General features: G+C 64.0%; 17 protein-coding genes, 2 tRNA genes and 1 pseudogene. 5 read left to right on the forward strand and 15 right to left on the reverse strand.

All coding sequences use genetic code 11. The annotated features are described in order from the left end of the window. Positions 1-2,000: 2,000 nt before the first annotated feature. The 15 genes and pseudogenes from JX283_RS02770 to rfbA form a co-directional block, all read right to left on the reverse strand. Complete coding sequence (locus JX283_RS02770) at positions 2,001-4,025, reverse strand: DUF4012 domain-containing protein (RefSeq protein ID WP_204829234.1); 2,025 nt, start codon at positions 4,023-4,025, stop codon at positions 2,001-2,003. A 222-nt stretch (positions 4,026-4,247) separates the two neighbouring features. Further along, the gene (locus tag JX283_RS08790; protein WP_370583400.1) at positions 4,248-4,700 is read right to left on the reverse strand and encodes a type II toxin-antitoxin system VapC family toxin; all 453 of its coding nucleotides are present in this window, start codon (positions 4,698-4,700) and stop codon (positions 4,248-4,250) included. Positions 4,701-5,265: 565 nt separating this feature from the next. Continuing rightward, on the reverse strand, positions 5,266-6,117 hold the full coding sequence (locus tag JX283_RS02775) for a glycosyltransferase (protein WP_204829235.1): 852 nt from the start codon (positions 6,115-6,117) through the stop codon (positions 5,266-5,268). Between the two features lie 1,933 nt (positions 6,118-8,050). Further along, positions 8,051-8,779, reverse strand: coding sequence for a glycosyltransferase (locus tag JX283_RS08795; RefSeq protein WP_204829236.1), 729 nt, complete (start codon positions 8,777-8,779; stop codon positions 8,051-8,053). A 393-nt stretch (positions 8,780-9,172) separates the two neighbouring features. Continuing rightward, the gene (locus JX283_RS02785) at positions 9,173-10,444 is read right to left on the reverse strand and encodes a lipopolysaccharide biosynthesis protein (protein WP_204829237.1); all 1,272 of its coding nucleotides are present in this window, start codon (positions 10,442-10,444) and stop codon (positions 9,173-9,175) included. Positions 10,445-10,446: 2 nt separating this feature from the next. Beyond that, positions 10,447-11,580: a DegT/DnrJ/EryC1/StrS aminotransferase family protein gene (locus JX283_RS02790; protein ID WP_204829238.1), complete on the reverse strand. Its 1,134-nt coding sequence runs from the start codon at positions 11,578-11,580 to the stop codon at positions 10,447-10,449. Beyond that, positions 11,580-12,161 carry an N-acetyltransferase gene (locus JX283_RS02795; protein ID WP_204829239.1) on the reverse strand — a complete coding sequence of 194 codons (582 nt, stop codon included), beginning with the start codon at positions 12,159-12,161 and terminating at the stop codon, positions 11,580-11,582. The genes JX283_RS02790 and JX283_RS02795 overlap by 1 nt, the downstream gene beginning before the upstream one ends. Beyond that, complete coding sequence (locus JX283_RS02800; RefSeq protein ID WP_204829240.1) at positions 12,158-13,249, reverse strand: Gfo/Idh/MocA family protein; 1,092 nt, start codon at positions 13,247-13,249, stop codon at positions 12,158-12,160. Before JX283_RS02800 ends, JX283_RS02795 begins: the two co-directional genes overlap by 4 nt. Before the next feature lies 1 nt (position 13,250). After that, positions 13,251-14,357 carry a non-hydrolyzing UDP-N-acetylglucosamine 2-epimerase gene (wecB, locus tag JX283_RS02805; protein ID WP_204829241.1) on the reverse strand — a complete coding sequence of 369 codons (1,107 nt, stop codon included), beginning with the start codon at positions 14,355-14,357 and terminating at the stop codon, positions 13,251-13,253. Between the two features lies 1 nt (position 14,358). Next, on the reverse strand, positions 14,359-15,672 hold the full coding sequence (locus JX283_RS02810) for a nucleotide sugar dehydrogenase (protein WP_204829242.1): 1,314 nt from the start codon (positions 15,670-15,672) through the stop codon (positions 14,359-14,361). 1,503 nt (positions 15,673-17,175) lie between these two features. Further along, on the reverse strand, positions 17,176-18,036 hold the full coding sequence (locus JX283_RS02820; RefSeq protein ID WP_204829244.1) for a glycosyltransferase family 2 protein: 861 nt from the start codon (positions 18,034-18,036) through the stop codon (positions 17,176-17,178). A 212-nt stretch (positions 18,037-18,248) separates the two neighbouring features. Further along, positions 18,249-19,496: a Fic family protein gene (locus JX283_RS02825; RefSeq protein WP_204829245.1), complete on the reverse strand. Its 1,248-nt coding sequence runs from the start codon at positions 19,494-19,496 to the stop codon at positions 18,249-18,251. 316 nt (positions 19,497-19,812) lie between these two features. After that, positions 19,813-21,282: a sugar nucleotide-binding protein gene (locus JX283_RS02830; RefSeq protein ID WP_204829246.1), complete on the reverse strand. Its 1,470-nt coding sequence runs from the start codon at positions 21,280-21,282 to the stop codon at positions 19,813-19,815. A 15-nt stretch (positions 21,283-21,297) separates the two neighbouring features. After that, positions 21,298-22,317, reverse strand: a pseudogene (gene rfbB / locus JX283_RS02835) (dTDP-glucose 4,6-dehydratase). A gap of 29 nt (positions 22,318-22,346) precedes the next feature. Next, a complete protein-coding gene (rfbA, locus tag JX283_RS02840) occupies positions 22,347-23,249 on the reverse strand; it encodes a glucose-1-phosphate thymidylyltransferase RfbA (protein WP_204829247.1) in 903 nt (300 codons plus the stop codon). Positions 23,250-23,535: 286 nt separating this feature from the next. Between rfbA and JX283_RS02845 the strand changes: the two genes are divergently transcribed. The 5 genes from JX283_RS02845 (at position 23,536) to JX283_RS02865 (ending at position 26,469) form a co-directional block, all read left to right on the forward strand. Beyond that, the gene (locus JX283_RS02845) at positions 23,536-24,051 is read left to right on the forward strand and encodes a ferritin (RefSeq protein WP_204408001.1); all 516 of its coding nucleotides are present in this window, start codon (positions 23,536-23,538) and stop codon (positions 24,049-24,051) included. A gap of 93 nt (positions 24,052-24,144) precedes the next feature. After that, complete coding sequence (gene gluQRS, locus JX283_RS02850) at positions 24,145-25,074, forward strand: tRNA glutamyl-Q(34) synthetase GluQRS (RefSeq protein ID WP_204829248.1); 930 nt, start codon at positions 24,145-24,147, stop codon at positions 25,072-25,074. 228 nt (positions 25,075-25,302) lie between these two features. Beyond that, positions 25,303-26,049 (forward strand): transposase, encoded by a 747-nt coding sequence (locus JX283_RS02855; RefSeq protein ID WP_204829249.1) that lies wholly within the window; start codon positions 25,303-25,305, stop codon positions 26,047-26,049. Positions 26,050-26,145: 96 nt separating this feature from the next. Next, positions 26,146-26,236: transfer RNA gene (locus tag JX283_RS02860), tRNA-Ser, on the forward strand. A gap of 156 nt (positions 26,237-26,392) precedes the next feature. Beyond that, positions 26,393-26,469, forward strand: a tRNA-Arg gene (locus JX283_RS02865).

Below are 26,469 nucleotides of genomic sequence, written 5' to 3' on the forward strand. Positions count from 1 at the left end.
GGGCTGGGGCGTGCGTGCGGCGTCCCGGGGGAGGGCCGCCCCCTCGGCACCGTTCCCCAGAGGGAACCTGAACGCGTCTGAGGGCGACCTCCTCCGGCCTCCTCGGCACCTGAATGCGTCTAGGGGCGGAAATCCGCCGTATGAACGCGTTGCAGGGTGATTCTCGCCGATACGGGCCCGGCAGACCCGCCCTCAACCGCATTCAGGTGCGGAAAGAGGGGTGCGGCACCCGAAGCGCCCCGGTGGGACAAAAGTGTCCGACCATTGGGACAAGGCCATTGGGACGGGACCGACGTCGGGCGCATCCCGTGACGGCTGCCCGGGACGGGGCTTAGGGCCTGGCGAAGGGCTCCGCAGGAACGAGAAGGCCCACCAGCAGGAGAAGCGCCGCGACCGCGGCGACGGAGAGGACCCAGAGGCCGCGGCGGCAGCCTCGACGGGATACCGTGCGGCGCTTAGGACGGGCGGTGTGCATGGGCACCTCCCAACAAACCGGACGATTCCAACAGTTTAAAGGTGACGTCCCCGGAAAACCACCGCCTACGACCGGGACCGGGACCCCGTCAACGGGAGAATGACCTCGTCCATGGGCCTGGCGGCCAAGGCCGGGTAGGAGTGGCTGTCCACATAAGCGGCATCCCCGTCGACAGAGGTGGTCCCCTCCTCGAGCCACTGGCGGTAGAGCCCCGCCACAAACCTGCGGGCCCGTACAGCGTCGGCCGCGGCCGTGGGGGCCTCCATGACCACGCCCGCCCGGGCCGACTCCACCACCCGCCGCGCCTCCGAACCGCTCAGCTCGCCCGTGCAGGCCCCCAGCACCGGCACCCCGGCCATGAGGTACTCCCAGAGCTTGCCGGTTATCACCCCTTGCTGGGCGGAGGTGTTCCACGTGGAGAACGCCAGCAGCGCCGAGGCCTGCTGGAGGTCGAGCACCTCGTGGCGAGGGAGCAGCCCGAGGTCCCGCACGGGAAAGGAGACGCCCTCCACCGTGGCCGCCTGGCAGCGGAAGACCGCAGAGCTCGCCCCGGCATAGACGAACTCCAGGCGGTCGCCGTCGACCTCCCCGTCGTCGACCATGGCCTGGAGCAGGCGCAGCACGGTGGCGATGTTTTCCGTCTCCCACGGAAGGTGGTAAAGGGTGCCGGTGTAGGAGACACGGAAGCGGTCGAGGGGGCGCCGCTCCCCCTCCGGACGCCGGGGACGGTCGGCGGGGTCGAAGCCGTTGGTGAGCACGTGGACCGGCTGACCGGGGCGGGCAAAGATCAGGGGTACGAGGCCCTCGGACACCGCGAGCGCGGCGTCGGCGGAGGCCNCCACCTCACCGTAGGCCTTGCAGAGACGCCGGTCGGCGGGGTTGCGGGACACCGGGTCGCGAAAATCGGCCAGCCACACCACGTCGGGGCGGCGGCGCTTCTCGGCCCGGGCCACCAGATGGGGCCAACCGGNNCCGCACGTTGAGACGATCACGTCGTAGGAGGAGAGGTCCATGGCCGANCCGCGGGCGGCGAGGAGGCGCNCGAGGGCCAGGTCGACCCGGCGGCCAAAGGACNTCAGGTCCTCGAAGGCGCCCTTGTAGGTCACGGCCGCTTGGACGGGGCCGTCGTCCTCCCGGGCCCTGAGGAGCCGGGCCATCCACGACCTCNCCCCGGCAAAGGCCCGGACGGCCACCGGGGGTCTCAACAGATGGAAGGTCCCAAAGTGCTCCATGTCTGCCAGGAGGGTGTCGTCACGGCGATACCGGCCTGCGGGGTCGGAGAAGTCCTTGTAGGTGGTGAGGACGTCGACCTCGACGTCGTGGTCGAGGGCCAGGTACTTCCCGAGCTTGGTCCAGCGCAGGGCGGCGACGCTCTGGAGCGGGGCCATGTGCTCTCCTATGAGAAGAAGCCNCAAAGCCCGCCNTCCNTCGCCAACCGGACAACCCATGGGCCACCATGGTCGCACAAGTTGCCTATTTTGAGGAGGCGGGCCGGGTCCGCTCACGGAGGGAACAGGGACCTCCCTTACGAGAACGTCCGGGCCGCAGGGGTGCGGTCCACCGCAAGGGGCTCCGTGGCCTGGGGCGACGTGGTCACCGTGTAGGTGACGGTGGTCGTCTCCCCGGGGTTCTCCTGGAGGGCGCAGGTCCACTCGTCAAAGCCGTAGACGGTATGCTGGGCCGCAGAGAAGACACCGCCGGTACCCTGGACGTTGGAAATGGACCCACCGGCCGGAGCCATCAGGTAGAGATGGGTGAGCATGTCGCCCTGGCTGCGCTTGTCGGGGTTCCCTCCGTAGACGTAGTAGGGGGCCGACGCCGCNTCGGCCTCGGTCATGGCGTTGGTGACCGTGGTGGTCACCGGGTAGCTGGTGGAACCGTCAGGGTTCTTGGTGCCCTCGCCCACGGAGGTGCGCATGTCGAGGTACCAGTCCATCTTGGACCAGGTGTAGTCGTTGGTGTAGGTGCCCAGCACCGGCTTGGCGGGGTCGTCCTCGAGCCCGCCCGAGAAACCCAGAGCGTCGATGGCGGCCTCCTGGGCCTCGTCGGCCATCCACACCTGGAAGTTGCGGGCGAGGGCCCCGTCCATGAAGGTCTTGGCGAGGTCCCCGCTGTCGGCATGGCCCAGACCCTGAAACACCGCCTGGAACGACGNACCGNCCACCCCGGCANAGAAGGCGTCCTNGGCCTCCACGGGAAGGTTCCAGTAGGTGTCGTGCATGAGTACGGCGGCGGCGTTGGAGCCGTCCACGTGGACGCCGCCCACGTCAACCGACTGCCCCGTCACCGCCAGNAGCGNCTGCAAAAACACCGGGTCAATGGCCACCACGCCGTTGACGGCCTGCCCCATGAAGGCGAGCCAGCTCTGGGCGGCAGCCGCGGCGGCGCGAGGGAACTGCGGCGTCATCATCGACGAGCCGGGGTTGGTGGACACGCTACCCATGTCGAAGGCGGGNACCTCCTCTGCNGTGGGAGAAAANCCGGTGCCCCCCTCCTGGCGCAGCCCCTGAATGGCAGAGAAGTCGCCCAGGGCAATCTTGCCGTCGGTCACCGTCATGGGTNCCCAGGAGCCAGGGAAGCCACNAGAAGAGCGGGTCTCCACATTGTTGAGGGCCACCACGAGGTAGGTTTTTGTCTCTCCATTTGCGCCGAGCATGGAGGGGAGCTGAGGCAGCACGTCGTCGGCCTCATCGAGAAGGTCCGAAGCGGTGGAGAGGGCAGAGCGCGTGCTGTCGATAAGGTCGTTCAGCTTCTGAATGTGGAACGGCTCCATAGACTGCACCGTGTGGATGGTGTCTTTCAGAGGGCCCTGCACCTCGAGAACGGCGTCGATCACCTTTTGCAGGATGGGGATGTCCACCTGGCCGCCATCTTTGACCAGCGACTTCACCGAAACGCCGTTGAGGCTGTTGGAGAAGGGCACGAGGCCGTTGTGGGTGAGGATGTTGGCGGAGTTCACGAGCTCACGGGCTTGGCGCACGTCCTGGCCATAGACGGGGGCGAGCTCGGCCAGGGCCCACAGGGGGCTTGAGACGTGGTCAGCCATGGTCTGCGTGCTCTGGGCAAGCGAGGCGGCCGAGCCGGAGAGCTGGTCGGACTTGCCATTCATGAGGGCGTCTTTGTAGACGGCGAACTCCTGTTTGACGTCGTCCACCTCGGACTGGATGGCCTTGACGTCCTGATACATGGCAAAACCGCAGGCACCGGCCACGACAACCAGCACGGCGATGACGATGAGGGTCACCTGCCACCAGCGCAGGCCACGGCGCCGGCGTTTGCCGGGGGCTGGCCTGCCGGAGCGGGACTTTACGCGGTCGAGCTCGGAGGCGCCGTGCCGGGAGGAGGCGGCTGCCGCCGGGGCAGAGGCCGCGGGGACCGCCGCCGTCCGTGGCGCCCGGGCGGCCCGGTGCGGGGACGACTGGGGGGCGGCGGTTTGGGATCGGCCGTAGGAGGAGGCGGTCTGCCTGGCGTGGGAGGCCCGGTGGGCGGGACCCTGGGACGGCCGCTTCTTGGGATCGGACGGGCCGGGGGCCATGTGCTTGGCAGACACGGAACCTCCTAAGGAAGGCAAAGACGCCGCGGGGCGCCGGCGATGGCATGGGGTCGCCGAGGCCTGATGCGGCCCGGGCAGCTAGCCTACCAGTATATACATGGATTTATGGATTGTTTTCTTGCCCTCTGAAGAGGGTGGCGGTGGGACCGAATCTCCACGGGGCGGGACGGGGNCGCCGGCCCGCCAGCATCGGGCGCAAGGACCGGCCGCGCGCCGATCTCACAGGGTCTCGGTCACATACCAGATGCCCTCGTCCTCCTTGAGGCCGGCGAGGTACTCGTCCGGGGTCATGACGGGCACGGCCGAGCGCCTGAACCCGGCGACGTCACGGGTAAGCAGGACGTCCGCCCGGCAGCGCTCCGCCGTCACCGCCACGAGGCAGTCCTCGAAGTCGCCCCACCCGCGCAGGCACGCCTCCTTAACGCACTCGGCGTCCACGGACGCCACCTGCAGGAAGCCGAGGCTCTCGAGAAACGCCTTCTGGAGGTCGGCGGAATCGACGCCCTTGGAGGAGACATGGAAGACATCCGTGAACGACTTGGCGCTGCACCACAGCTGGACGTCCCCGAGCATGGTGGCGACGCGCAGCTTGACCATGGGGTCGAAGAAGCGGGGGCGGGCCGAGAAGTAATCGATCAGGNGGCACGTATCAAGAAAGTGCCTCGTAGTCACNGNGCCTCCCCTCCACGAGGGTAGCCTTGTAGTTTCCGCCATCCACAGGGGCGGCGTCCGGAAACGTCGTGGCCTCCAGCGACCGCCGCAGCTCGTCTGCCTGAGCGGGGCTGAGGGCCCGCGCGCCCAGCGGGCCGCGACGCCCCTGACCCTTGGATGCACAGCCGGGGAGCTCGCCCGTCTGGATGAGGTAGTCGAACGCGGCGTTGACCANGTCGCTCACGGTGGNCCCNTGGGCACGCAGCCGGCTGAGACCCTGCCGGCGGACCTCGTCGGGGACCCGGGCGCTGATGGTTGCCATNGGACCTCCTCGCAGCCGTGGACTTAGAGGAACTGTAACACGTATTACATCCACATAAAGGGAATCCGATCCGAAGGGCCCCCATATCACCAACGGAAAACCCCCGTGAAGACACCGGGTCAAAAACTGATTTCATAAAAACTTACAACGATGGCGGCGGACCACGGAGACGAATCATCGGACCGGGGATAATAGCGGTGCAGAAGCTCCATGCGACGGCGCACGTCGCCGTTCCCATGAAGAGTGCCGGCGAGAAGCCGTCACTTACTGTTCCAGCAACCCCTCCATTAGCCCAACCGTTCGCGACGTCGTCTTTCTGACGTCGAAATACCTATCCCATTTCTTATGAGACGAACAACCCATCGCCGCCAGACAGCCACGCCCCATCTCGAGAAACGACGTAAGCGCCCCGGCAACTTCCCTTGCCGATGGATTGTCCCCCAACAAGATTCCATTGGAGGCATCAACCTGCTCCACAACACCGCCCCCAGCCCGACTGGCCAAAATCGGCATTGAGAACGAGAGCGCCTCCGTCACCGAAACCGGACATCCGCCCTCGGAAGATGACATGGTCGCAAACAGGTCGATAGGGGTGTTGCTATAAAAGTTCATAAGTGAATCATTTGGGACGTTCCCCAGGAACGTCGCATCAAGAGACTCCCTCTCTGCAAAGGCACGCACCTCTTCCAGCTCAGGACCGTCTCCGGCATGAATCCACCGTATCGAATCACGCCCCACGAGGGCGATGCCCTCGGCCAGCAACCGAACACGTTTGAGGGGGATAACGCTCGAACAGCTCATCACAGTAAACTTGCCTGCACCATCGCGCTCGAAAGCGCTGTGGTCCGAGCATCCAAGCCGAGCAAGTTGGTACTGCCCGGGCGTGGCCTCCGGCCCAAACGTGCGACAGAAATAGTCGCGACCAACTTGGCACGAGAAAAGTATCCTGTCGATATTATTTTTCATTTGAATGCGAAAAGGNTGTCGTCCAGCTGNAATTCTGTGGTTATAGAGGTNATATCCATTCGTCCTAGAAACAACATGGTCCACGCCGCCGTCCTGACGAAGGAGCGCCAGAGCCAACGCCGAGGGATTGAGCCAGAACGAATAGAACAAGGTTCTCCCCAATGGGTTCAAGAGTCCCAAGTCCTTGAAAACCGAGCNTGCCCACAATGCCTTCGAAAGATACGCCCAGGCCGTCTTAGCCTGCATCGGAGAACAGCGACGGACCTCCTGCCAGAGCATCGGTAAAGCGGCAGCAAGAAGACCATATCTAGCCTNGGCGGCCGAATTCCAAGGGATTTGCGGCAAAAGAACCTNGACCTGAGAGAGCACNTTGCGGCTGCAAGNAGGGTTTAACGTCCGCGACGACCCCATGGGGACTATGGCGACATCCCAGCCCTCAAGAAAGGCACGTATTTCTGGCTCCACAAAAGGCTGCTCAACAGAGCCAAACGGATAGGAGTCGGTGATCATGACGAGCTTCGGACGACAACTGCGCACAACACACCTCTGTCTACAGTTGATATAAATACTATTTTATTACTTAAAATCAGAAAGACGTCTTGGCCCTTGGATCCTACTGCTACCTTTTCCCTCAAGATGACCAGATTGCTCTCCTGAACCCAAGCTGCAAAGCCCAGACAGGAAATAATTGTAGGCAAAGCAAAGCATCGCGCTCTCTGCCACCCCGACAACGCAAAAAACCACGATGCCCCAAAAGACGACACCCGTCGTGCCCCTTTTTGCCGACCTAAACAAAAAGATTATTATCGATGTCAGGAAAACCACCGTAAAGACAATGCCAAATACCAGGAGAAGCCTGTAATACGCGTTGTCGAGGAGAACCCCGACCGCGTTTGGGTTGTTTGGCAGTGGCACCGCANAATAGTCCCTGCCCATGAGTGCANNAGGTGTTTTTGTCAGGTAGTAAGAACCGAAGTTCAACCGCTGGGAAAGCACCCTATCCATCATGTGAGCAAACGGAAGGCCGGCACGGTAGAGGGCAAGCAACGCATAGGAACCTGCAGCGGCCAGAACGCCGACAGAAAAACCTATCCAGCCAACTCTCCCGCTCTTCCCCTCAAACCTCCCCATCCCAACCAAAACAACAAGAAGCAGGGCCATGATCGTCATGGTTCGCGAGTCACACAGTCCCAATATGATCGCCACGCTCCCGATCGGAACGAGGAGCTCTGCGAGACGCAGTCGGCCGTAGCGAATCACGATATAGTCCAATGTAATCATAAAAACAAATAATCCGAACCCATTTGGATGGGCAAAGCCATAGGCAAAACGGCGGCTTCCATCGACTCGAAAACTCTCCACGTCCGGAACAACGCCCAGCAAATTGCCGAGAATACTGGGGATGCCAATGAGTAGCATCGCCACCATAGAAANCAGAGCCAGAGCCTTGATATCCGACCCTTCTGCGCACAGTATAAATAGCGTCAGCAGCATTGCGTCTATCGCAGAAAAAGCCGACAGCACCACAGACGCTGCGACCAGCGTGATTTTTGGAACAGGATTGACTCGCCAGTAGCCGCCTAGACAGAAAAGCACCAAGAGAGCCAGCGCTATCGCCTTGCTCTCCACACGATAAAGCGCCTCGACGTCAAGGCCGAGCACCGGAAAGAGCAAAACCGCTCTAGATATCGTCAGCGTCACATACGCGAAAAAGATAATATAAAAGAATAATTCTCGGTTATACTTAAAAAAAGCACTGGCATAGACCATTTTTTGATCCATGCTTCTTGCCNGGGAATAGTGTTTGGGAAAAGACCTGCGAGGCTGTACTGCGANCAGCCTTGACAGCAAATTGCGCAAGGCCCTATTCATTTGCAACACTCCTTTTTGGTACACCTTGTTCGACACTGCGCACATTCATGACATCCTTCGAATAAGTGCCCAGTAACGGATGGGGCCGCCACGATAAACATCGTCCCATACGTGCCCCTGCCGCCCCCAAAAGTTTAAAAAAGGACACTGATCCAAATCCTCCCTCGCCCCACCCGGCAGCAAGGCCGCAATTGGCCGGAAAGCTGAACACCTATGCACAGCCCCTTCGCTTTGCCAACTCCCAGAGAATGGTCGCCCTCTCTTTTAGCCTTTCAAAAACCCCACGGCCTTTTGGGGTGGCATTTGAATCGTGTATACGATGATCCAGCAGCACGTCGTCCAGTTTATACACACCTCCAAATGCCTCGCATGCCAGGCCNATCNAGCNATCGTAGTTCAAAACTGTTTTTGGAAGTGGAAGGACATAACGAAGCGCTCGACGATCGAGGGCCATGCAGCACCCTGAATAACGGGATGCAATTAGATTCCTAAAAAACCCAAGCTCAAAATCATCGCCAGGCTGAGAGGCGCCCCCCACAGGAGCTCCGCTCCTATCAACCCGATTNCAANGGTGGACTACAAGGTCTGCCCCAGACTCCTCGAGAGCCTCCACCATCGCCTGACGCTTTCCTGGCAACCACACGTCGTCTTGGTCGGAAATAAAAACAACATCCCCCACACAGCGAGAAAGGGCACTGTTGAAATTGCCCACGACGCCAAGATGACTATTGCGAACCGGCCTGATGCGCGAATCCGCCCCGGATCGCCGCAGAATGAGCTCCCATGCGCCATCCGACGATCCGTCGTCAGAAACCACAAGTTCATCGTCACAAGTAAGCTGGGCAAGTATGGAGTCTAGCTGTTCTTCTATGAACTGTTTCCCATTATAACTTGCAAGGGCCACGGACACCCGGGGGGCGCATTTTCCTTGCTCGACCATCCTAGTCTACCCTCCCTGTCAAGCGTCCGCGCAGGTAACCAGGCCACTCTGACAACGCAAGGACGCCATCGCCCAGTCCCCTCCTTCCGTCAACCAATGTCTCAGCGGCCCGACCACCAATCATCGAAGACAGAATCTCTGAAAACAAGTTGAACACTGTTGCATGCATGGTATGCTCCATAAAACCTGTCACGATGCATCGACGGGCGCGCGTGTCGAGCGCACGGCAGAAAGCTGAACCCGACGCATATCTCGAGGGCAATGCAATATAGAAAGACGAACCACGGTCCATAGGGCTGACGGACCGCTGCTGCCCCGACGAGGCTNNGGCTGGCGCAGGCGCATCATTCCATATGCTTCCATTACGCTCCCTTCGCCTCGCGATTCAGCTTCCTAGAGGTCCTTGATTGCGTGAACATAANACCCGCAGCTGAGCACCGCGCCCATCGTCATCGTCCCCGTGTAGGCCAATGCCGCGCCCTCCAGCTGCATGGAAGGGATGAGGATTACCGAAAGCGCAACGTTGAGCNCGATGGAGGCGATGCCCACAGCGGTGTTGGCGGTAAGCCGCTTCTGGGTCACGAGCAGATTTCCCGCAGGTTGGCGAAAAGCCGCCGTAACGAAGAATCCGACGATTAGAATCTGGAACGACGGCACGGCATCNAGGTACTGCTCGCCGAATACAAGGCCGATAAGCGGCCCTCCCAGTGCGCCCATAACGAAAGCCACGCTCCCCACACACGCCGCGCTGACAAGGGAAAGTCGCAGGTAATTACGGCGCGTCCAAGGGCCATCGGTATTGTGGGAAGCGAAGTAAGGGTAAATATAGGTAATAAGCATGGNNGGGATGAACAGCAGTGCGAACGGGATGGTGGTGGCCACCTTGTAGGAAGCCACGGCGGTGTCGCTCGCCAGGTACTGCCCCACGAAAAACGTTCCCAGCAGCGCAAGCGCCTGGCTAAGCCCGTTGTTGAGGGACGACACCAACGCCACGTACCAGTACTCCCTCTTACTGAAAGTGCGGTCGCGCTCCTCCGGCATCGGCTTCGGCAGCGGGTGCCGCCACGCGAGCNCGGCGAAGCTNGCCACGTAGGCGGCGTACTGACCGGCGATGAGNCCCGGCACGCCGGCAACGAGGGATCCGCCTATGGAGAGGCCCGCCAGAAGCAGGGTCTGGACGTTGGTCATATAGGCATAAGCCCTGTTGTCGAGGTTCGACCGCAGGTACACGAGGCGAAGCTCGCACAGGAGCACCACGAGGGGATAGAGGCAGTACAGGGCCAGCAGAGGCTGGGAACCCGGCAGCGCCCCCGGCGCCACCAGGGCGTAGACGAGGATGAGGACGGCCAGGGCCACGTCNGCCACCCTGNCCCAGCGCTNGCCGTAGCGAAACACCGCCAGCATGAGGGGGCGGTCCTCCATGTGCTCGCAGCAGAGCTGGAGCAGGGNGGACGAGGCCCCCAGTCCGTTGAACAGGGCGAAGATGCTCACGATGTTGAACACGTAGGAGTAGAGGCCGTACTCCGCCTTGGGGATGAGCCACACCAGCACGATCATGGTGAGGCTGGAGACCGCCTTGTTGATCGTCCCGGCACCGAAGATATGGAAGAACCCCGTCCGGTAGAGCTTGGCGAAGGGTCCTTTGAGGCGGTCGAGGGCCGCCACGGTCAGAGGGCCTCGAGGGCGGCCGCGACCCGCTCGACGNCGTCTCGGCCCATGTAGGGCCCCATGGGCAGGGACAGCACGCGGCCGCACAGCTCGCAGGTGACCGGACAGCCGTCGGGACAGAGTCCCACGCCGTCAAAGGCCGGCTGCCTGTGCATGGGGCGGGGGTAGTAGACCATGGTGGGCACCCCCTGGTCCTTGNGGGTGGCCTGCACCGCGGCGCGGTCCGCGCCCTCGGGCACCCTCACCGTGTACTGGGCCCAGGAGCTTAGATAGCCCTGGGGGACCNCGGGGAGCCCCCAGCCGCGCGCCCCGAGGAAGGACAGCGCCTCCCCGTACCAGGCGGCCACCCGGTTGACGTCGGCCACCTCGTAGCCGGCAAAGGCCTCGAGCTTCACGGAGAGCACGGCGGCCTGCAGGGTGTCCAGGCGGCTGTTCATGCCCAGACGCACATTGTCGTACTTCATCGTCCCCTTGCCGTGGACGGCGATGCTGCGCATAAGGGCGTCCCAACCGTCGTCGTCGGTAAAGACGGCCCCTCCGTCGCCGTAGCAGCCCAGGGGCTTGGCCGGGAAGAAGCTCGTGGTGGAGATGTCGCCAAAGGAGCAGGCGCGGGCCTCGCCTATCCGGCCGCCAAAGCCCTGGGCGCCGTCCTCCAGAAGGAACATGCCCTCCCCGTCGCACACCTCGCGGATGGCGGGAAGGTCGGCCGGGAGGCCGAAAAGGTCCACGGCGACGACGGCCTTGGGGGCAAGCCCCGTGTTCTCCCGCACCCAGGCCACCGCCCGGCGCAGCGAGGCGGGGTCCATGTTGTAGGTGGCCGGGTCCACGTCCACGAACACCGGGGTGGCCCCCANCAGNGGCACCACCTCGCCACTGGAGAAGAACGTAAAGTCCGGCACGAACACGGCGTCACCCTCGCCCACGCCCCAGGCCAGGAGGGCCAGCTCCAAGGCGTCGGTGCCGTTGGCGCAGGTGAGGCAGTGGGCCACGGCCACGTAGTCAGCCAAGGCCCCCTCGAGCTCCGCCACCGGGGCGCCGCCGATGAACCGCCCCGAGGACAGAACGGCCCCCACCGCACCATCGACGGCGGGTTTGAGCGCCGCGTACTGGGCCTTGAGATCCCTGAACTCCATCACAGCCCCTCCTTCAGGCCCGCCCCGGCCTCGTGGTAGCGCCTGCCGCAGGCGGAGCAGGCGAGGTCCGCATCCAGGCGCTCGCCGCACTCGCAGACCCAGCCCACCCGGCGGACCGGAACGCCGACCACCAGGGCGTGGGCCGGCACGTCGCCGGTCACCACGGCGCCCGCCCCCACCATGCACCACTCCCCCAGCGCGTGGCCGCACACCACCGTGGCGTTGGCGCCGATGGAGGCGCCGCGCCCCACGACGGTCCTGCGGTAGCCGGCCCTGCCCTTGGGATAGGGGGCACGGGGCGTGAGGTCGTTGGTGAACACGCAGGAGGGCCCGNAGANGACACCGTCGGCCAGCTCCACCCCCTCGTAGAGGGAGACGTTGTTCTGCACCTTGCAGCCGTCGCCCACATGCACGTTGTCGGCCACGTTGACGTTCTGGCCCAGGGTGCAGCCGCGGCCGATGACGGCGCCCGCCTGTATGTGGGAGAAGCACCACACCTTGGTGCCCTCCCCTATGACCGCGCCCTCGTCGACGAGGGCGGTGGGGTGCACGAAGGCGCCCGGAAAGCGGCCCTCGCTCACAGCGACCCCTCCCCGAACTCGCCGGCCATGTCGGTGGAGNCGAAGTCGTCGAGGGGCAGCCTTACCGGNAGGCCGGTCTTCTGGCTCTTGTAGATGGCCAGCACCACCTCGAGGGCGTCGCGCCCGGCCCTGGCGTCGANGTAGGGCGCGCGGTCGTTGGCGATNGCGTCGGCCATGTCGGCGTAGACAGCGGTGTGGCCGTTGCCGTAGACGTTGCTCGTGGCCTCTTCCAGGCCTTTGTTGGCCTGGTCCTCCTCCGTCTCGTCGGCAAAGTCCCACACGTCGATGTTGTTGGTGGACTTGCCGCCAACCTTGACCGTGCCGGTCTCGCCGATGAGGCAGAGGGTCTCCTCGAGGTTGCGGGGGTAGACGTTGACGGTGCCCTCCACGGTGGCCACGGCGCCGTCGGCGAACCTGAGCACGGCCACGCCGATATCCTNGGCCTCGAGGTAGCCGTGCTGGCGCTGGCCGGTGGCGCCGTAGACCTCCACCACGTCGCCCCCCATCATCCAGCGCAGCAGGTCGATGCCGTGGATGCACTGGTTCATGAGACAGCCGCCGTCCTGGGCCCACGTGCCGCGCCAAGGAGCCTGCTCGTAATAGGCGCGGTTGCGNTTCCANCGGNTGTTCACGGCCNCGTTNGACAGCCGGCCGANGCGCCCNGCCTCCAGGGCGTCGCGCGTCTTCTGCACGGCCACGTTGAAGCGGTTCTGATGGCAGGCGCACACCTTGACGCCCGTCTCCTCGGCGCGGCGCACAATCTCGTTTGCATCGGCCATGGACATGGCCAAGGGCTTCTCCACAATGCAGTTCACGCCCGCGTCGATGAGGTCCAGGGCAATCCTGGCGTGCTCGCCGCTCTCGGTGGCCACGGCCGCAAGCTCGATCTCGGGGTGCTCGGCCAGCATCTGCCGGTAATCGACGTAGCGGGCGATGGAGCGGTCGCCCTCGAGGCCGTGCTTGGCCAGGAGCGACTCCATGCGCTCGGGCAGCACGTCGCAAACGGCCNCGAGGTCGAAGCCGTNGCGCTCGATGGCAGNGACGTGGTTNGTGGAGATGCGGCCGCAGCCGATGATGGCGCACTTCACGCTAGGCCTCCTTGGCGACGTTCTGGGTCAGTTCCACGAGCTCCCGCACGATGCCTTCGGCGGCATCGCCGTCGCNGAAGGGGAGATAGGCCGGGTCCACGCGCTGGGGCGTAGCCATGGCCGAGNGCACNNTCTCCNTATCGGGCCGTGCCAGGATGTTACGCCCGTCGACNATGGTCTCGGGCCAGCACTCGAAGTCGAGGACCGTCGTGCACTTGACACCGGCGAAGAACGCCTCCCGCTGCAGGCCGCCCGAGTCGGTCACCACCTGGTCGGCCCGGTTGACGAGCCACACGCTCTCGAGGTAGCCTACCGGCTCCACGAACAGCACGTTGCCGTACCCACCGGTGGAAGCAAGCTCGAGGGCGACCCGCCTGTTGCGCGGGTGCACGGGATAGACCACCGGCACATCGAGAGACTGCATGGCGTCGAGCACGCCCGCCAAGGCCCCGGGGTCCCGCGTGTTCTCCTCTCGGTGGCACGTGAGGTAGCAGAACCGTGCCGGGACGTCGACGGGAAGGCCCGACCCCAGGTCGGTGAGGGCTGGCTTCNGGGCCCTCGCAGAATAGGCCAGGAACGCGTCGTACATGGGATCGCCCACAAATGAGACGCGGCCGGGGTTGTGCTCCAGGACGAGGTTGTCCACCCCCGTCTGGGTGCTNGCCAGGAGCAGGGAGCTCACGGCGTCGGTGCACACCCGGTTGATCTCCTCCGGGTTGGTCCGGCTGTGGGTGCGAGCGCCTGCCTCCACATGGGCCACGGGGACGTGCAGCTTGGCGGCGGTCAGCGCAGCCGCCAAAGTCGAGTTGGTGTCCCCGTAGAGAAGCACGCAGCCGGGGCCCTCGGCCTCCATGACCTCCTCGAGGGCGACCATCATCCTCGCCGTCATCTGGGCATGGCTTCCGCCCGAGACACCGAGGTTGTGAGCGGGCTCAGGAATGGAGAGCTCGTCGAAGAACGTCTGGCTCATATTGGCGTCATAGTGCTGGCCGGTGTGCACCAGCACCTCCTCGAGCGACCCCTCACGGGCGATCGCGTGGGAGACCACGGCGGCCTTGATGAACTGCGGCCGAGCCCCCACAACGGTGAGAACCTTGTTCGCGGCCACCTCAGAGCACCTCGATGTTGTCGCGGTTCACAACACCCTTCATGGCGTTCTTGGTGTCAAAGACGGCCTGGGCGTTCTCTTGGACCATCTCGTAGTCCACGTTCGTGTGACCGCAGGCAACGAGCACGAGGTCGGCGGAGGCCACGACCTCCGGGGTGAGCTCCGGGACGGACTCGCGGGTCTCACCCTTGTGGCGATAGCTGGGCACCCAGGGGTCGAANTAGCTCACCTCAGCGCCGCGGNGCTCGAGGAGGTCGATCACCTTCAGGGCAGGGCTCTCACGGTAGTCGTCGATGTCCTGCTTGTAGGCCACGCCCAGCACCAGGACTCGGGACCCGTTGAGNGCCTTCTGACGGCCGTTGAGCACCCGGGCGGCACGGTCCACGCAGTACTCGGGCATGCGGTCGTTCACCATCATGGAGGCCTCTATCATGGAGGTGTGGAAACCGTACTCCCGGGCCTTCCACGAGAGGTAGTAGGGGTCGAGCGGGATGCAGTGGCCGCCGAGTCCGGGGCCGGGGTAGAACGCCGTGAAGCCGTAGGGCTTGGTCTTGGCGGCGTCGATGACCTCCCAGATGTCGATGGCCATCTCGTCGCAGAGCTGGGCGAGCTCGTTCATCAGGCCGATGTTCACGTTGCGGTANNTGTTCTCGAGGATCTTCTCCATCTCTGCCACCCGGGGGCTGGAGACCCGGGTGACGCCGCCCTCCAACACCGCCTCGTAGACGGCGGAGATGCACTCGAGGGCCTCCTCGCCGATGGCGCCCACCACCTTGGGGGTGTTCTTGGTCTTGTAGACGCGGTTGCCCGGGTCCACACGCTCCGGCGAGAACCCCAGACAGAAGTCCTTTCCGCACACGAGGCCGGAGCCCTCCTCGAGGATGGGGCGGATGAGGTCCTCGGTGGTGCCGGGGTAGGTAGTGGACTCCAAGACCACCATGGCGCCAGGCTTGAGGTGAGGGGCGATCTCCCTGGCCGACGCCTCCATATAGGAGGTGTCAGGCTGCTGGTGGGCGTCCAGAGGCGTGGGCACACAGAGGGCGATGAAGTCGCACTGGGCCACGCGGGAGAAGTCGTTGGTGGCCTCGAGCATGCCGGAGGAGACGAGCTGCGCCAGATCCTCCTGCACCACATCGCCGATGTTGTTCTGGCCGGCGTTGACCATCCCCACCTTGGCAGGCTGCACGTCGAAGCCGATGGTGCGGAAACCCGCCTTGGCCTTCTCCACGGCCAGAGGAAGGCCCACATAGCCGAGGCCCACAGTGCCACAGGTGATGGTGCGGTCTTGGATGCGGTCGAGAATGTCTCTGTTCATAGCTTGCACTTTNCTTGCTGCACAGCAATCTAGCGGCATGATGTTGGTCGAGTCATTTGTCACATAAATGACCTTTCAGCATCATACTCGCCCAGAAAATGACCCACTGCCGCAACGAAGCAACCACAAGAAGAAATCTATGCAAGTGCGCTAAATCGACTCTTTACCGATTAAATCCCCCGCGTTTATAGACAGATTGCTCTGAAAATATCTTGAAACTGTCTCCATGGCTGCGTCCATGGAGACGTGCAGCTCCGCAAACTTGCGAATCCGCTCCACAAGCTCCCTCTCCGTACGATTGGAGACCAGCGACCTATAGAAACGGACCACCTGTTCTATATCAAGAGGGCTCTCATCGGCCGGAACCCGTAGGCAAAAGTCGACGTCGCGCCCCTCGAAAACATCGATGGAACCAGAGTAGACAAAAGGCAGTCCTTTAGCCAGGTACTCCCGTGTCTTAAGCGTCGAGGCCCGGTCAAGTCCGATGCGATGAAGTCCGAGCGAAGCTATGCCCATCTGACAGCGGTCGTAGACCCGCGCGATGTCCTCAATTCCGAGCATCCCGCGGAATGTGACCATGGAAGAAACGTCGAGATCGTCTGCAAGCCGCCTGAGAGAGGCCAGCTCTGGACCGTCCCCGATCAACTCGAGGTGNACCGGACCGGCCGGCTCGCCCTCTCGACGATAGGCGGCCATACCCTGAAGCACGCGATCGGCCCCATGCCACCGTGCAAAAGCCGCAACAAACATAAGATTGATAACTGATGTGGCTTCTCCTGAGGGGGAACGCGAGGGCATGTCGTCAAAATCAATCCCGTTGATGATGGGAAGCGTAGGGATGCCAAGAATTGAATCGGCGCATGACAGGTCGGCCACGCGATCGACCACGTCCCCGAGTCGTCTTCTGTGCATGAGATCCTTAACATGAAGGGGGAGGCGCCTCCATGTACGGTCTTCCGCATCGTAAGGCCAGGTGGGAANCTCGAATACCACGGGAGCGCCAGGGCACTCGTGCCTATACATCCCCAAGGCCCGCAACATCCCTGCACTCACATACGACGGGCGGCGGATATAGAGAGCCCGATAACCCGGAGCCAGCGCAGCACGCCACGNCCCGTAATCCGAATAAANGNGGAGCCTGTCGAGCAGTTTCTCACCTTGCGTGCTGTGTCCCTCTACGCCCACCAGCTCGACGTCAAACCCCGCATTCGCAAAGGCCTTCATCTGACATTTAATCTTTCGAGCAATACCCGGCGTCGCCNTCTGAATGNCGGGCCAGTCGACAACCACAAAACCCAGGCGCCCAACGCCGCTCATGCCGCCACCCCCTTGTAAGGGCATACAACGCACGATCTGGAGCCGGGCGTTGGACTACCCGCACTTTTGAGCGGCAGCGCACACGTTACCAAACTTTCGCACTTCNCCAGCGTCACGCTGCCACGAGAACCGTTAAGGGTCTCCTTCATGCCCATCATTTCTTTACCGCCNTTGCNCCTCTNNTCCCTATGCACCCGNACACCCGCGGAAGAGCACCCTGCTCCGTCCCGCCCGGTTGCCAGCAAGCCGCNCCGCGCAGTCCGCCGCAAATGCCATGGCCTCGACCGGCCTGCCCTCGCGAAGCACCGTCCCCAGCNCGCTCTTTGCCAGACGGGAACCCTCCCCCACCTCGTCGGGGACANCNAGCTCCCCGTCGTAGGCGGCCAGGAAGGCACCCACGGCCCTGTTTCTCCGGTACTGCTCCTTTGGCGTGAGGTTGTGGGAGTGGTAGACCTCGGCCTCCGCCGCATAGGCCACCTTGTAGCCGGCCTTGAGCAGTCTGGCTGCCATGAGCATGTCCTCGTTNGTCTCCACCNCGTCAAAACCGCCCACCTCGAGATAGGCGCTCCGTCGATAGCATGAGCACNCGTCGGAGGCGAAATAGGCCTTGANGCCTAGGCGGGGCAGGTCCTCGATGGTCCTCACATTGGACTCNGCCGGATAGTTGAACTCCCTCACCAACTGCTCGAAACGACGGGCGTCGGGCTTGGGGAGCTGGCGACCGCTCACCAGGGCCACCAGCGGGTCCTTGTCCAGCNGGGCNACGAGGNTCNCGAGGTAGCGCCCGTTGGCGGGAACGGCGTCCTGGGTCATGAAGGCAACGTAGTCGCCCGTCGTCTGACGCAGGGCAAAGTCTCGGGTGAGCCCGTGGTTGAACTCGTCCCGAGCGATTTTCACCACACGCACGCCGGGATAAGATGCGGCCACTTCGCAGGTGTTGTCGTCCGATGAGGAATCAACCACCACGATCTCGCCTGCAGGGCGGGTCTGGGCGCCCAGGGCCTCCAGAAGNCCGGGCAGCTCGCTTTCCCCGTTCAGTGTGGGCAAAACCAAAGAAATCGCGGACACAGTGGCATTTTCCTCTCACAGTTTTACCCTCTAAAGGTAATACCGCGAGATGCATCAAGCTATGTCACTTTAAAATGCACTCAGCTTTTTCAACAAAGAGCATAGACCGGGAAGCCCCCGTGCCACAGAAAACGCCCCCCCCGNCGGCCACAAGCCACCGGGGGCGTCGGCAATCCAGCGCCAACAGCCACCTACTCCCCCTCCAGAAGCCCCATCAATCCCCGGCCTCGAGCAGACAGCTGGAACTTTAGGGGCCTTTGGGACAGGGTCTCTATGAGTCCCTTTTCCTCCAGCGTCTTCAGATGTTTNCTTNCCATTTGTGGCGAAAGACTAAGGTAGTTGGCAGCATCGGCAAGCAGTACCTCGGGGGTCCANCCAAACAGCTNGACCTGGGCAAACATAAAGAGNAGGTCGCCCCCCTTCTCATTGACCTCGTCAGAGCCAACAGCCAGACGTGCCGCACTCCGTGCGCCCTCCATTTGTCCCCGCCTCAACTCGAGCCTCTCGATGTTGTTGGCCTGTGCCTCGAGCACATACTCGAGCATCCTCATGACAAAGAAGGTCAGCTCCCCATGGTTCATGGGGTGTTGGACAGTCTTGAATGCGTGATAATACGATTCCTTGTTTTCGGCGATCACACGCGAGAGCGACAACGCAGTACTCACAGACAATGGATCGCTTAACGCCAGCGCCAGTAGGTAGCGTCCCGTGCGGCCGTTTCCGTCATAGAACGGATGCACGGCCTCGAACACATAGTGCGCCATCACCGCCGAGCAGATCTGCGGGACCTCCTCGTTTTCCTGCAGAGAGAGCATAGCTCCCACCATCTCGATGATGCGCCGCTCTGGATTCACGCCCGAATGCGCGGTTCTTCCANGTCCATCGANAATGTCCACNGGATCTTTCCTGAAGAGGCGGCCGTCCGGGGTGTTCCCGTCAAGATCCTCGCCAGCCATCAATAGGTCGTAGATGCCCCGTATGTCCTCCGGCGAGTGGGGCATCACCGACGTCTTCTCGCTCAATCCGAGATAGAGCTTGGCAAACTCCTTAAAACGTTTTGACTTCAGCCCGTCGGCGGAATCTCCATGCTTGACCTCGTCAAGAACATCGCTCACTTGCCTGCGCGTGCTGCGAACACCTTCGATTCCGTTTGAACACACCACCTCGTNGATAATAAGGCTGCGGGTGAAGGCGCCTTGGGCGATGGGAGGCAATGCCTTGAATGCAGCGGAGGCCTTACGTTCACGCCTAAGAACCCGCTCGATAATTACCNAAAGCTCACGCGGCATCGCCAAGAAGAGCTCATCCTCATTGAACACGATCCCGCTGCGGAAGGTCGACTCAGCCGACAGCCTTTCCCGCGCCTTCTNGCTGTTCACACGGTACCTATCTGGAGAACCATCTTTATAGAATAGTTTCGATAGCTCTTCATAGGGCATCTCCNACCTCCTCGATCCCAAGCAGTAGCAATATGAGCCCATTTAGGGACGTCTTATTTATACTAAACGCCAATTAGTATAAATAAGACGGGGAGAAATGGGGCCTTAATAATAATGGACACCCAGCTCCCAAAAGGAGTCATATTCCCAGGCATTAGCTTTCTCGATATCGATTTACCTGTAATTTATATATTATCTCAACCGGCATCATTGTTGCCGTATGCCCTGACTTCCCAGGCAGGCAAAGAAGAAAATGAAAACGCCCCCGGCGGCCACAAGCCACCGGGGGCGTCAACAATCCAGCGTCAACAGCCGCCTACAGCTCCTCCATGTACGCGGCCAGCGTCTCCCTCCACGGCTCCGGCTCAAAGCCGGTCCCGCGGATCTTGGCCAGGTCCAAGCCAGAGAAGTGCGGCCGCGGAGCCACCGGGCCCTTCGCCCCCTCGTAGTAGGCCTCGGTGGTCACCGGCACGACGGCGCTACCGTTACCGTTGCGCACCTCAAAGACCGTCCGGGCGATCTGTGCCCAGCTCGCCGCCTCACCGGCACCGGTGAGGTTGTAGGTGCCAAAGGGCGCGGGCTCGCTCGGCTCCACGTCGCCCTCGCGGTACCCCAGCAGCCAGAAGATGGCCCGGGCCATGTCGTCGGTGAAGGTGAGGGCGCCAATCTGGTCGTCCACCACGGTCACCCGCTCCAGGGCGTCGCCGCCGTCGGCCACGCGGTCGGAGAGGGCCGCCATGGTGCGCACAAAGTTCTTGCCGCGACCCACCACCCAGGAGCTGCGCAGGATGTAGTGGGCCGGCGCCACGGCCACGGCCAGGTCGCCGGCGGCCTTGGACTGCCCATAGACCCCAAGCGGGCCAAAGGGCTCGTCCTCGCCATGGAGCTCCTCGACCCCGTCAAACACGTAGTCCGAGCTCACATGCACCAGCGTGATGTCGCGGGCGGCGCAGGTGGCGGCGAGCAGGGCCGGCCCCTGGGCGTTGACGGCCCAGCAGGTGCGACGTCCCTCACCGGTCTCGGCGGCATCCACGGCCGTGTAGGCACCGCAGTTGATAACCGTGCCGTAGAGGCTCCAGTCGATACCGTCGTAGGCCGCGGGGTTTGACATGTCGAAGGTGTCGATGTCGCAGTAGTCAAAGGACCCCGCCAGGCCGCGCTCCTCGGCCAGGGCCCGCACGGCCTGGCCCAGCTGCCNGTTGCAGCCGGTGACCAAGGTGCGCCTGGGCCCCATGGCCAGGGCGTCGGCCAGGAAGGGGTGGTGCCGGTCGGCCTCGGAGAGCGTGCACTGCTCCAGCGGAATGGGCCACTGGNTGGCCAGCTCGGGGTCGGCCAGGTTCACGAAGGTGTAGGTCTTCTTGAGCTCGGCGGACCAATGGGCGTTCACCAGGTAGGTGTAGGCCGTGCCGTCCTCCAGGGCCTGGAAGGCGTTACCCACGCCGCGGGGCACGAACACGGCCACCGAGGGGTCGATGACGCACGTGAACACCGTGCCGAAGCCCTTNCCCGGCCGGAGGTCCACCCAAGCGCCAAAGACGGAGCCGCAGGCCACGGAGATGAACTTGTCCCACGGCTCGGCGTGGATGCCGCGGGTGACGCCGCGGTCGGCGTTGAAGCTGATGTTGTTTTGAACCGGGTTGAACGAAGGCAGGCCCGCGGCCTCCATCTTTGCCTTCTGCCAGTTCTCCTTGAACCACCCGCGGTCGTCGCCGTGCACCGGCAGGTCGATGACGTACAGCCCGTCGATGGGCGACTCCGTCGCCGCAAGCTCGCGCTCGAACTCCATGGATACGGCCCCTTCCTACTGTCCCTGCTCGGCGTACTTGGCCTCCGTGGCCTCCTTGGCGGGCGCCCACCAGTCCCTGTGGTCGCGGTACCACTGGATGGTCTCCTCGAGCCCCTCGGAGAAGTCGCGGTGGACGGGCTCCCAGCCCAGCTCCTCGCAGGTCTTGGCAGGGTCGATGGCCTAGCGGCGGTCGTGGCCGGGGCGGTCGCGCACCCAGTCGAAGTCCTCGGGGTCGCGGCCCATGGCGGTGAGGATGGCCTGCAGCACCTCGAGGTTGCTCCTCTCCCCGTCGGCGCCGACGAGGTAGGTCTCGCCGGGGCGGCCCTTGGTGAGGATGTCCCACACGGCGCGGGAGTGGTCCTCGGTGTGGATCCAGTCGCGCACGTTCCTGCCGTCGCCGTAGAGCTTGGCGCGGCCCCCGGTAAGCAGGTTGGTGACCTGGCGGGGGATGAACTTCTCCACGTGCTGGTAGGGCCCGTAGTTGTTGGAGCAGTTGGAGATGGTCGCGGGCAGCCCGTAGGTGCGGTGCCACGCCCTCACGAGCATGTCCGACGACGCCTTGGAGCTGGAGTAGGGCGAGCTCGGGCGGTAGGGGTCGTCGGGACGGAAGCGCCGCGGCTCGTCCAGGGCGAGGTCGCCGTAGACCTCGTCGGTGGACACGTGGTGGAAGCGCAGCCCGTGCCTGCGGGCGGCCTCCAGCAGCCGGAACGTCCCCTCCACGTTGGTCCTGATAAAGGGCGCCGGGTCGGAGATGGAGTTGTCGTCGNGGCTCTCGGCGNCGTAGTGCACGACGNCGTCGTGGCCGGGCACCACCCGCTNNAGCAGCCCCGCGTCGCAGATGTCGCCCACCNCGAGCTCCACCCGCTCGGCGGGCAGGNCGNCNATGTTCTCGGGGTTGNCGGCGTAGGTGAGCTTGTCNAGCACGGTCACGTGGGTCTCGGGGNGGTTCTCGGCGACCCAGCGCACGAAGTTGCTGCCGATGAACCCGCAGCCGCCGGTGACGACGATGTTTCTGGGGGAGAAGGTCTCCTGCATGGGTGCTCCTCGTTCCTCGGTGGGGGCTGTCACTCGCTGATGTGGTGGGGGACGAGGCGGCCCTCGGCCACCTCGGCGAGGTGCCTGCCGTACCCGCTCTTGCCGTAGCGCCCGGCCGCCGCGAGCAGCGCCTCGCGGCCGACCCAGCCGTTCTCGAAGGCCACCTCCTCGGGCACGCACACCGGCAGGCCCTGGCTGCGCTCCACGGCGCGCACGAAGTCGCCGGCGTCGTAGAGGCTCTCCATGGTGCCGGTGTCGAGCCAGGCGTAGCCGCGGCCCAGGGTCACCACGTCGAGCGAGCCCTCCTCCAGGTAGAGGCGGTTGAGGTCGGTGAACTCGANCTCGCCGCGGGCGCTGGGGCGCACCCTCCTGGCCATCTCGCACACCCGGCCGTCGTAGAAGTACAGGCCGGTGACGGCGTAGGAGCTCTTGGGCCGGGAGGGCTTCTCCTCGATGGAGACCACGTTGTAGCCCTCGTCGAACTCCACCACGCCGAAGCGCTCGGGGTCGTCGACGTGGTAGCCGAAGACCGTGGCGCCGCCCTCGCTCTCGGCGTGGGCCACGGCCCCGCGCAGCACCTTTTTGAGCCCCTCGCCGTAGAAGATGTTGTCGCCCAGCACCAGGGCGCACGGCTCGCCGCCCACGAACCCCTCGCCGATGACNAAGGCCTGGGCCAGGCCGTCGGGGCTGGGCTGCTCGGCGTAGGAGAGCTCGACGCCGAAGCGGCCGCCGTCGCCCAGGAGCCGCTCGAAGTTGGGCAGGTCCGCCGGGGTCGAGATGACCAGGATCTCGCGGATGCCCGCCATCATGAGGACGGAGAGCGGGTAGTAGACCATGGGCTTGTCGTAGACCGGGAGCAGCTGCTTGGACGTGACCTCGGTCAACGGGTAGAGCCGGGTGCCGGATCCGCCGGCGAGAATGATGCCTTTCACGGGCGCCAGACCTCCTATAGAGCGGCACCGCCCCAAGCCGTGCCGCCGATCGTGAGAACGTGACGGACGCTCGGTGCCGTCGACCATGGTCAGTATGGCCCCGACAGGTCCGACGAACTTCAATCCTGCGTCATATTCACCCAAATTCACCCAAAGCGCAGGGCGGCAATGAAAAGGGTGCGCTTTCGAGGAGGTCGGCTCCGCCGCCCATACATCTCGGGCGCTAGAATCGCGGATACAGACCCTGGCGGTCGAACGACCGCGCACCCTCACGAAAGNAAAACCCATGGTCATCGATGAGCACCTCGGAGAGCTTCTCAACACCCAGATCAACAAGGAGCTCTACAGCGCCTACCTGTACCTCACCCTCGCCGACTACTACGAGGAGCGCGGCCTCAAGGGCTACGCCAACTGGTACATGGTCCAGGTTGAGGAGGAGGTGGCCCACGCCAAGATTCTCCGCCGCTATCTGCTCGACAACAACTACCCCGTGAAGATGCTGGGCATCGAGCAGCCCACCATGGCCTTTGACAGCGACATCGCCCCGCTCAAGGCCGGCCTCGAGCACGAGCACTACATCACCTCCTGCATCAACGACTGCTATGCCGCCGCCGTGGCCACCAAGGATTACCGCACCATGAAGCTGCTGGACTGGTACATCTCCGAGCAGGGGGAGGAGGAGATCAACGCCGAGGACATGATCAAGGACTACGAGCTGTTCGGCGGCTCCCCCGACGGCCTGTTCAGCCTCGACACCAAGTACGCCGCCCGCACGTTCGTGGCGCCCACGAAGGCGATGTAGGCAGGCCCGTTGGACACTCCCGCAGGAGACCGTTCGCACAACCTGACCGCGCCCGGCCATGGGTCGGCGCGNCACGGGGGCGGAGGGGCCGTCATGGGCCGCTTCGCCCCCTCCCCCTCCGGGCNAATGCACCNGGGCAACGCCTTCTCGGCGCTCATGGCGTGGCTGGGCGCCCGGAGCCGCGGGGGGTCGGTGGTCATGCGGGTGGAGGACCTCGACCCGCGCTGCCAGGTGCCGGGGCGCGCGGAGGCCATCATGGACGACCTCCGGTGGCTTGGCCTGGACTGGGACGGCGACCCGGTGTTCCAGAGCCGGCGCGGCGACGCTTACAATGAGGCCCTAGCGCGGCTTGCGGGGCTGGGGCTCACGTACCCGTGCTTCTGCACGCGGGCCGAGCTCCACGCGGCGAGCGCGCCCCATGCGAGCGACGGCACCTACGTGTACGCGGGGACCTGCCGCGGGCTCTCTGCCGAGGAGGTGGCGCGCCGGAGCGCGGTGCGGGCGCCGGCCGTGCGGCTGGCGGTGCCCGACGCCGACGACCCGGCCGGCGCCGTGGAGGTGGACGACCTCGTGGCGGGGAGGCACCGGGAGGTGCTGGCCCGGGAGTGCGGGGACTTCCTCGTGCGGAGGAGCGACGGCGTGACCGCCTACCAGCTGGCCGTGGTGGTGGACGACGCCGCCATGGGGGTGACGCAGGTGGTGCGCGGCCGCGACCTGCTGGGGTCCGCCGCGAGGCAGCGCTACCTGCAGCGCCTGCTGGGGCTGCCCGAGGTGGAGCACGCCCACGTGCCGCTGCTGGTGGCGGCCGACGGCCGGCGCCTCTCNAAACGCGATGGCGACCTCGACCTGGGCGCCATCCGGGCCAGCGGCATGCGGCCCGAGGCCGTGGTGGGGCGACTGGCCCACGCGGCCGGCCTGACGGACGACGACGCCCCGACGACGCCGACGGAGCTGCTGCAGGGCTTCTCCTGGGACCCGCTACAAGGCCGCGGGGACATCCCCTGCGACGGCATCACAACCTGAACCGCCGTCCCACCACCCGGACACTTNTGTCCCAATGGTCGGGCACTTTTGTCCCACTTTGCCGCTTTTACACTTATCGACAAAACCTCCCATTGGTTTGTACTTTTGAACATTCCGCGAAGTATCCCTTATTAACAGCCACGGCGAACCATGTGAGATATTCTCTCCCCACCCCCTCCCACACCGCCCGCTCATGCATGGGCCGGCAAACTTGAAGGAGGGAATCCCATGCCGTTTGCCAGACGACAGAGCAGCTCGGACATCTACCACATCACGACCCGCGGGTCGGGCAGGCAAATCGTCTTCGAGGACGACGACGACCGCCGCGAGCTCCTGAGAATCCTCGACGAAGGCCTGGAGGCCAACGACGTGGGGCTTCTCGCGTGGTGCCTCATGGACAACCACTTCCATCTGGTCGCCGAGGGGGACGCGGACGACATCCCAAAGCTCATGCACCGCGTGAACTCTACCTACGCCCGGGCGTTCAACCATCGGCACGACCGTGTGGGACATCTTTTTCAAGGCCGGTACCTGCGGCTTCCAGTGGAAGACGACGGGTACCTGCTGACCCTCGTCCCCTACGTCCACCGCAATCCGGAGCGGGCGGGGCTCTCCCCCACCAGCGCCTACCCGTGGAGCAGCTACCACGAGGTGATGGAGGGGTGCGGCCGTGTGGATGTGGAGCGGCTGCTCGACCTTTTTGGAGGGTGGGACGGTTTTGAGGAGGCCCACGCCGACCAGGGGCCGCCGCCGGCTCCGGGGACTGTTCGCCAGAGGGACGTGCAACNCGAGNCGCTTCTCGAGATGGCNNGNAGCCTGTTGNGCGGAACGGACCCGAAGGAGGTCAAGGCGATGGCGAGGGGCGAGCGGGACTTCGCGCTGGCGACCCTCCGGAAGGGAGGGATGATCGTCCGGTCGATCGAGCNCCTTACCGGCGTGTCGAGGGGAGTCGTGTCCCGGGCCCCCTTGGGTTAGGGAGCGGTGAACCTGTGGGACAAAAGTGCCCGACCATTGGGACAAAAGTGTCCGGGTGGTGGGACGCGGCGATGGGTTATGATGGGGTGCGCNCCCGGAGAGCTGACCGAGAGGCCGAAGGTGCTCGCCTGCTAAGCGAGTATAGGACTCAATCCTATCTGGGGTTCGAATCCCCAGCTCTCCGCCAGTGACTGCCCCAGCCCGCAGACCCCCGTGGCCTGCGGGCTGCTCTTGTTTTCCGGCGCCCTGGCAGGCCGCCGTCCCCATGCACGAAGCCGTATCCAAGCTGAATAAAATTCGTCNGTGACACCCTTGGACCGCCGTTACATACTATTTCTCGCACGCGGCGTTACCTCAGCTGGATAGAGGGTCTGACTACGAATCAGAACGTCACAGGTTCGAATCCTGTACGCCGCACCA

The sequence above is a fragment of the Olsenella sp. CU969 genome, assembly GCF_905219715.1.
GTDB classification, from domain to species: domain Bacteria; phylum Actinomycetota; class Coriobacteriia; order Coriobacteriales; family Atopobiaceae; genus Granulimonas; species Granulimonas faecalis.

Excerpts from the sequence above, each read along its gene's own strand:
- JX283_RS02845 (WP_204408001.1), top strand. The coding sequence starts at position 23,536 with ATGGTCATCGATGAGCACCTCGGAGAGCTTCTCAACACCCAGATCAAC.